Annotated in this window: 8 protein-coding genes; 1 reads left to right on the top strand and 7 read right to left on the bottom strand. The window is 44.9% G+C overall.

The window, feature by feature from the left end:
- Positions 1-390: 390 nt before the first annotated feature.
- The 4 genes from P5674_RS22350 to P5674_RS22335 form a co-directional block, all read right to left on the bottom strand.
- Positions 391-1,011, bottom strand: a complete 621-nt coding sequence (locus tag P5674_RS22350) for a DnaJ domain-containing protein (RefSeq protein WP_014275961.1) — start codon at positions 1,009-1,011, stop codon at positions 391-393.
- A gap of 90 nt (positions 1,012-1,101) precedes the next feature.
- The gene (gene clpP, locus P5674_RS22345; protein ID WP_006624542.1) at positions 1,102-1,698 is read right to left on the bottom strand and encodes an ATP-dependent Clp endopeptidase proteolytic subunit ClpP; all 597 of its coding nucleotides are present in this window, start codon (positions 1,696-1,698) and stop codon (positions 1,102-1,104) included.
- A gap of 186 nt (positions 1,699-1,884) precedes the next feature.
- Positions 1,885-2,529 (bottom strand): ATP-dependent Clp protease proteolytic subunit, encoded by a 645-nt coding sequence (locus P5674_RS22340; RefSeq protein ID WP_006624541.1) that lies wholly within the window; start codon positions 2,527-2,529, stop codon positions 1,885-1,887.
- Positions 2,530-2,553: 24 nt separating this feature from the next.
- Positions 2,554-3,246, bottom strand: coding sequence for an ATP-dependent Clp protease proteolytic subunit (locus P5674_RS22335; protein WP_006624540.1), 693 nt, complete (start codon positions 3,244-3,246; stop codon positions 2,554-2,556).
- Between the two features lie 134 nt (positions 3,247-3,380).
- On the opposite strand from P5674_RS22335, the gene P5674_RS22330 reads away from it, so the two are divergent.
- Positions 3,381-4,625, top strand: a complete 1,245-nt coding sequence (locus P5674_RS22330; RefSeq protein ID WP_006624539.1) for a vWA domain-containing protein — start codon at positions 3,381-3,383, stop codon at positions 4,623-4,625.
- 313 nt (positions 4,626-4,938) lie between these two features.
- Here the strand turns inward: P5674_RS22330 and gmk are convergent, their stop codons facing one another.
- The 3 genes from gmk to P5674_RS22315 form a co-directional block, all read right to left on the bottom strand.
- Entirely contained in the window at positions 4,939-5,493 is a 555-nt protein-coding gene (gene gmk / locus P5674_RS22325) for a guanylate kinase (RefSeq protein ID WP_006624538.1), read from the bottom strand.
- A 32-nt stretch (positions 5,494-5,525) separates the two neighbouring features.
- The gene (gene remA / locus P5674_RS22320; protein WP_006624537.1) at positions 5,526-5,792 is read right to left on the bottom strand and encodes an extracellular matrix/biofilm regulator RemA; all 267 of its coding nucleotides are present in this window, start codon (positions 5,790-5,792) and stop codon (positions 5,526-5,528) included.
- Between the two features lie 365 nt (positions 5,793-6,157).
- A complete protein-coding gene (locus tag P5674_RS22315) occupies positions 6,158-6,751 on the bottom strand; it encodes a DUF4126 domain-containing protein (RefSeq protein WP_006624536.1) in 594 nt (197 codons plus the stop codon).
- Between the last annotated feature and the right edge of the window lie 376 nt (positions 6,752-7,127).

Below are 7,127 nucleotides of genomic sequence, written 5' to 3'. Positions count from 1 at the left end.
TGCCATGGATTCTGTTCTCAAGGCTGCGTCCTAACCGTATTGACTAGTGCTATATCTGGGAGACAGACCTAGGGTGAGGGCAATGTCTTAAGGGACTGGTGAACAAGCTGTATGTAAAGAAATGTTAAGTTGGGGCCGGGAAAATTTTTTTTCTGGGGGGGGTTGCTTTTCCGGGCGACTTGCGCTACACTTTTTATATAATTGGGATATTGCTAATTTTATTTTTAGTAAATAAATTTCAATTATGTAACTATAATATCCAAATGCTATCATGAGTTCCCAGTGGTTGTCAAGGGTTGGCGCGGGTTCCGAGCCAAAAAAAATTTTTTAATGTTAAAAAAGGCATATTTTCCCAGGAAGAAAAGCCGGGGAATCCTGGTTAATTAACCTTTAGGAATAGACACTTTCTAGGGATTGAAAATCTCGTTCAACTTCCGCCCACAGCGTGCGATTGTGAGGGTCAGTACGGAGGGCTTTTTTGAGGTAATTGCGGGCTTTATCGGTTTGGCGTTCTTTGATAAGTTGACGCGCCCAACGTTGATAAGTAATAGCCTGCCACTGTCGGATTTCCTGGTCTTGGGGGATTCTGTGGGCTAGTCCTTCCACTAAAGCGATCGCCCTAGGAAAGCGCTGATATCTGAGTAATTGCTGCAATTGTTTATAGCAATTTTCCTTCAATTTCTGCTCAGTTTCGGAGAGTTCCTGGTTAAATTGAATCCGGTTTTCCGGGTGATAGACCTTAGTTTTAACCCTGGGGAAATGGGTGGTTGTACCCTGGTGAAATTGGGTATAAGAGGCAGTAGCCCAAGCCATTTCGGACTCTGGTTTAGCGACATCTAACAGAAACTTATAAGCCTCAGTTAAGGCGATAAATCTTTCTTGGGCTTGGGGATTATTTTGATTAACATCAGGATGATATTGTCGGGCGAGTTTCCGATAGGAAGCCTTGACCGCTTCCAAACTCGCCCCTGATCTTAAACCCAATGTGCGATAGTAATCCGTTGTGTCCATCTAGGTTTAATCTACCCCAGTTTAAGCAAGAACCGAACCCGCACCACAAGAAACGCGGGCGTGATTAGTTTAGCAGAAATCTGGCTATGGCTAAACTGGGCGTTCTTCAATGACCTGATCAATTAAACCATATTCGTGGGCTTCGGCGGCGGACATAAAGTAATCGCGATCGGTGTCTTTCTCAATTTTTTCGAGAGTTTGACCGGATCTTTCTGCTAACATCTCATTGAGGACCTTACGAATTCGGAGAATTTCTTTAGCCTCAATTTCAATATCAGTGGCTTGTCCGCGAGTCCCCCCCAAAGGTTGGTGAATCATAATCCTAGCATGGGGGAGGGCTAGGCGTTTACCTTTAGTTCCCGCAGCCAGGAGAAATGCACCCATAGAAGCAGCCATACCCACGCAGATAGTCACCACATCAGACCTGATATATTGCATGGTATCGTAAATCGCCATCCCGGCAGTTACCGAACCGCCAGGGGAATTGATATAGAGGTAAATGGGTTTGGAGGGGTCTTCGGAGTCCAAATACAGCATATAAGCGACGATCGCATTAGCAATACCGTCGTCAACCTCTTCCGACAAAAAGATAATTCGTTCGCGGAAAAGTCTTTCATAGATACTGATCCACTGTTCATAGGTACTACCAGGAAGGCGATAAGGAACACTAGGAACACCAATAGGCATAATTACTAATCCTTTTGTTGTGTCTGTATAAGATTGGTTGAATTTAACGGGAGATTTTCCCCGGTGGCGATCGCCAGTCTACCGTCGGGGGGTTGGTGAGGAGAGCAGATCAACAATTAATCATCAACAATTAATTATCAATTGTCTCCTCTTTTCTGGTAGTTTACCGATACCCGACGGAGGAAATCAAGTCAACTTTAGAGTTGTTAAAACACGGTCGATGATACCATACTCTTTCGCCTCTTCTGGAGTCATGTAAAAAGTGCGGTTCATGTCCTTAGTCAATTTCTCAATGGTTTGACCAGTATTTTGGTGAAAGATATCCATCATTAAAGCCCGTTTCGAGAGGATCTCGTCAGCGGTTACTTGAATATCGGTAGCTTGTCCTTGGGTTCCGGTTTGGGGGTTATAAAGAGTAATCATGGAATTAGGAAGACTAGCCCGTTTACCTTTGGAACCGCAGGACAATAACAAAGCTGCCATCCCCACTGCTTGACCCAAACAGATAGTCACAATCTCCGATTTGATGTGTTGCATAGTGTCATATACAGCCAAAGCCGCCATGACTGACATCATTCCCATGGACTCATTAGCCATACCTGCTAGGACTGGATCACCAATGGAGTTGATGTACATATAGATGGGTTTATTCTGATCGTCGGAGTCAAGATACAACATAGCCGACACCAGGGAATTAGCGACACCGGTTGTCAGAGGCTGATTCAGAAAAATAATTCGTTCTTGACTCAAACGAGTATAGATGTTAACCCACTGCCAGTATTGACTACCAGGAATCTGATAAGGAACGCGAAGAACTTCATCGACAGCCATAATTTGTAAGCACAAGCAAGTTTACTACACACCAACGGGTAATTGTTTGGGCAATTCCTTAGTGCTTTCGAGAACCCGATCAATCAACCCATATTCTTTAGCCGCCTCTGGTGTTAAATAGAACATCCGATCGGTATCTTTGGCAATTTTTTCCACAGGTTGTCCGGTATTTTGGGACAAAATATCCAAGATCGATGCTTTGTTGGCGAGGACTTCTTTAGCCCTAATTTGGATATCAGTAGCCTGAGAGCGTCCCATCCCCATACGAGGTTGGTTTAAAACAATGGTGGCATGGGGGAGACTGGTACGACAGCCTTTTGTCCCGGCGGAAAGAATCATCGCGGCTGTACCCATAGCCTGACCAATGCAGATAGTATGCACAGGGGGTTTGACATAGCTCATGGTATCGCAAATCGCGAAGGCTTCGGTATCTTGTCCGATCGCATCTCCCGTATACCAAGAGGTTCCGGTAGAGTTGATATAGAAGTAAATAGGCTTTTCTGGATCGGAAAATTGCAGATAAAGCAACTGGGCGATAATTAGTTTGGTGACATCAACCCCTAGTTGTCGCTTATAGTCGTCCGAGGAAACTAGAGGCGACCCTAGATAGATAATCCTTTCCTTGAGTAGCAAGGAGGGTAGGTCTGGGGGTGGTGTCCTAATGGCACTGTCGCTGTAGTAGTATGGTGATTGCACAGTATAAACCGATGAACTCATCAAAGAGGTTAAACTATATACTAACGCAACTCGTGGCTCAGTCCTGTGAATAACCGGATGGGAAATTACCGACCATCTGAATTTTGAGTTGCGTCCTATACTCAAATAGGATTTTCACATCCCGGAGGTCTTCTATGAAAGTCAGTTTGCAGCCTTCCCTCAACGATCCGAACCTAGACCCAAATCAAGAATCGAATCAGCGTCAACTGTCAATTTCGGTTTCAGCGGTTCCTGATCCGTTTGAGGGTCAAGTTCCCATGAATCTATGTTTGATTTTAGACCACAGTGGTTCTATGAATGGTCAACCATTGGAAACGGTGAAACAGGCGGCGAAAGAACTTATCGATCGCTTAAATGTAGGCGATCGGATTTCGGTAGTTGCTTTTGATCACCGAGCTAAGGTATTGGTTCCTAATCAAGACCTCACCGATCCTGATGGTATCAAAAAAAAGATTGATGGTTTGCGCTGTTCCGGGGGAACGGCTATTGATGAAGGTATCAAGCTGGGAATTGAGGAGTTAGGAAAGGGTAAACAGGATCGGATTTCTCAAGGGTTTCTTCTCACTGACGGGGAAAATGAACACGGGGATAATAAACGTTGTCTCAAACTCGCCAAACTGGCCACGGAATATAAGTTAACTATTAATTCTTTGGGATTTGGAGACGACTGGAATCAGGATATTTTAGAGAAAATTGCCGATGCGGGTGGCGGTGCTTTGGGATATATTGAATACCCCGAACAGGCGATCGCTGAGTTTGGCCGTCTGTTTACCCGTATGCAATCGGTGGGACTCACTAACGCTTACCTATTATTCTCCCTATTTCCTTATGTCCGCTTGGCTCAACTCAAGCCAGTCGCACAGGTTTATCCTGATACTATTGAACTTCCTATACTGCCAAAAGGAGAACAACTCGCGGTTCGCTTGGGGGATTTAATGAAAGATACCGAACGGATTATCTTGGCTAACCTTTATGTTGATGTTGGCAATTTGCCGATCAGTAAACAGGCGATCGCTCAAGTTCAAGTCCGCTATGATGACCCGGCTTTGGGTATTGAAAAGCTCTATTCTCAGCCGGTTTTGGTGGAAGCTAATGTCCTCGGAGATTATCGCCCTACTTCCGATCCCAAGGTTCAAAAACATATTTTGGCTTTGGCTAAGTACCGACAAACTCAAATCGCTGAAACTAAACTACAACAAGGCGATCGCGCCGGTGCTGCTACTATGTTACAAACAGCGGCTAAAACCGCTTTACAAATGGGCGACAACAGTGCTGCTACTGTCCTCCAAGGTAGTGCAACTCGCCTCCAGTCCGGCGAAGAACTATCGGACTCCGAACGCAAGAAAACTCGCATAGCATCGAAAACTACTCTCAAGTAGAATGGGTAATTGGGCGGCAAATCAATGTTATGCCGCTTCCCTCTTCTATCTTCTCCCCCAATCTTGTTGATATAAATTGTCAATAAATTTATCAGCCCCGGCGCTAAGGGTTGACAAGCACGGGGAACTAATGGTAGGATATTGACATACAGTTAAATAATGGAAATATTAGTCAAAATAATAAAATTGCGAATATTCCCATTATATAAAAGTGTAGCAGAAGTCACCCCAAAAAGCAAGCACCCCCCGCCAAAAAAATTTTTCGCAACATTTCTTAATTTTTTGTTACAAAAGTTAATATATGGGGGATGAATTAAAAGAGGGTTTCGAGTTCTGCGAGGGCGCGATCGAGGTTGTCGTTGATTAAGGTGTGGTGAAATTCCCCGGCGGCGGCGATTTCAGTTTTAGCGCGTTGAATACGACGAGCGATCGCCTCTTGGGAGTCAGTGGCGCGATTTCGTAGACGGTTCTCGAGTTCTTGTAGAGAAGGTGGAAGGATAAAAATTCGCAGAGCCTGTGGAAAGGTCTGTGAGATCTGTCTAGCGCCTTCTAGTTCAATTTCGAGTAGAACATTCTCTCCCTGCTGAATTTTATCTTGGACAGCCAAGCGGGGTGTCCCGTAGAAATTTCCGGCAAACTCAGCCCATTCTAGTAGCTCTTGTTGTTGAACCATTTGTTGAAAGCGATCGCGAGTGACGAAAAAATAGTCTTTTCCATGGACTTCTCCGGGACGGGGAGAACGGGTAGTAACGGAGACGGAAAGATGGAGTTGTGGATATTTTTGGAGAAGCGATCGAATAATCGTTCCTTTTCCCACGCCACTAGGTCCGGTAATGACAATGAGCTGGCCAGTTTTGCTGTCAATCATCTTAATATAGTTTTAGGTGAACCCAGATAGGTTTATGAAAGGCGATTAGCACCGTTTTTCTCAACCACAAATCGGTTAGCGACGGTTTCTGGCTGAATAGCTGAGAGAACCACATGATTGGAGTCGGTAATAATCACGGCTCTGGTGCGCCGTCCATAGGTAGCATCAATAAGCTGTCCTCGGTCTCGTGCGTCTGTAATGATACGCTTAATGGGGGCTGATTCGGGGCCGACAATAGCGATGACACGATTACCACAGATAATATTGCCAAAGCCGATATTAATGAGTTGAATATCCATAAAATTTCTACAGGTAGAATAAAGGTAGGTGCGATGGCTTTGATGGCATGAGCCCATAAATTGTATATTCTTACCAACTCGAAAGTATCGCCCACAAAAATTGTAGTCGGATCGGCTCCCATAATCAATATTTAATCTGAAAAACTCTATCTAGGGGCTGATGGGGTCTCTTTTCCCTGGAGACAAAGGAAACCGGGGAGATGATGAAAACTGAGTCCTGTTGCTGCTTAAAAAACTAGATAGGAGGGTTGATGAACTAGATCACTTAATTTTGTGATCTGTGTCAGTGCTGGTGTCAAAAATATGTGAACCCACTAATTAAGATTTTTGTATGAGTATTTGCTTGTGAGTATTTAAAGTTTAGTTTAATCAGGGTCTTGCTTCCCCAGTCGAGGCTGGCTACGATGGCGATTACTAGCCTGCTGAGTATACCATTTATACCATTCTGTAGAGCTACGAATAGCGAGCCAGAGCAAGAATAAAGCAATTAACCCCCCCTGTTCAGGAGCATCAAAAGCAAACATAACCAGAGCAATACACAAACCATCCTGGACAAAAATTGCCCATAGAGGTAAGCCTCGCAGACGGTAAAACCATCCCGCTTGTACCAATTGTAAGACTAAAGCCAAAAGTCCCCCAACAATTCCCAGCAACCACAACAACCAGGAGGGGAAAGAACTGGCTTCAGCGATCGCCAAACCCATAATCGCTCCGACTACGGGACTAAACACCAGTTGAAATACCTGGAGAATGCGCTGTCCTAATAATTGTTTCGAGGCGAAAAGTTCAAAGAGGGACCAGCTCACCAAAACACCAATTACCACCTTGGGAGACAGAGCCGAAAGAAGTGGTACATCAGACCATAAATTATTTCGCAGTAATCCAATTAGTAGGAGTGGAAGCGCAATTCTCATACCTCCTGCTGCTGATGCGGAAAGAACTGCTAAAATTTCAATCATAGAAAGCCATTATGCTCCAGTAACTCGAGAAGGATGGTTTTATCCTAGCACCCCATCAAAATCAGTCCAGTCATGTTCAGGGGGGAAGGGTAGAGAATGGGGTCGCCCCCATCCCCTCCCATTCAAAACCGTACTTGAGACTTTCGCATCATAGGGCTCCCGATGTGGATGCCCAATTGGTCAGTGGTACAGTGTTGACTTCACCGCTTAGTCCTTCTTCTTTCAGAACTATATGCACACGTAGTCTTTAAACTCGTCTTCGCCATAACACCCCCACCGGTCGCCGGACCTACATCCACACCGTGGCGCGTCTGCTTAATCTGTTCAATCTGAGCAATAAACTCCTCTCGCTGTTGCTGATCACGTTCTTGGTAGC

Origin of the sequence: Limnospira sp. PMC 289.06, assembly GCF_032350395.1 — a bacterium.
In the GTDB taxonomy this organism is placed as follows: Bacteria; Cyanobacteriota; Cyanobacteriia; order Cyanobacteriales; family Microcoleaceae; genus Limnospira; species Limnospira platensis.
Note: the sequence above shows the minus strand (reverse complement) of the source record. Positions and strands in the feature narration are given on the sequence as shown.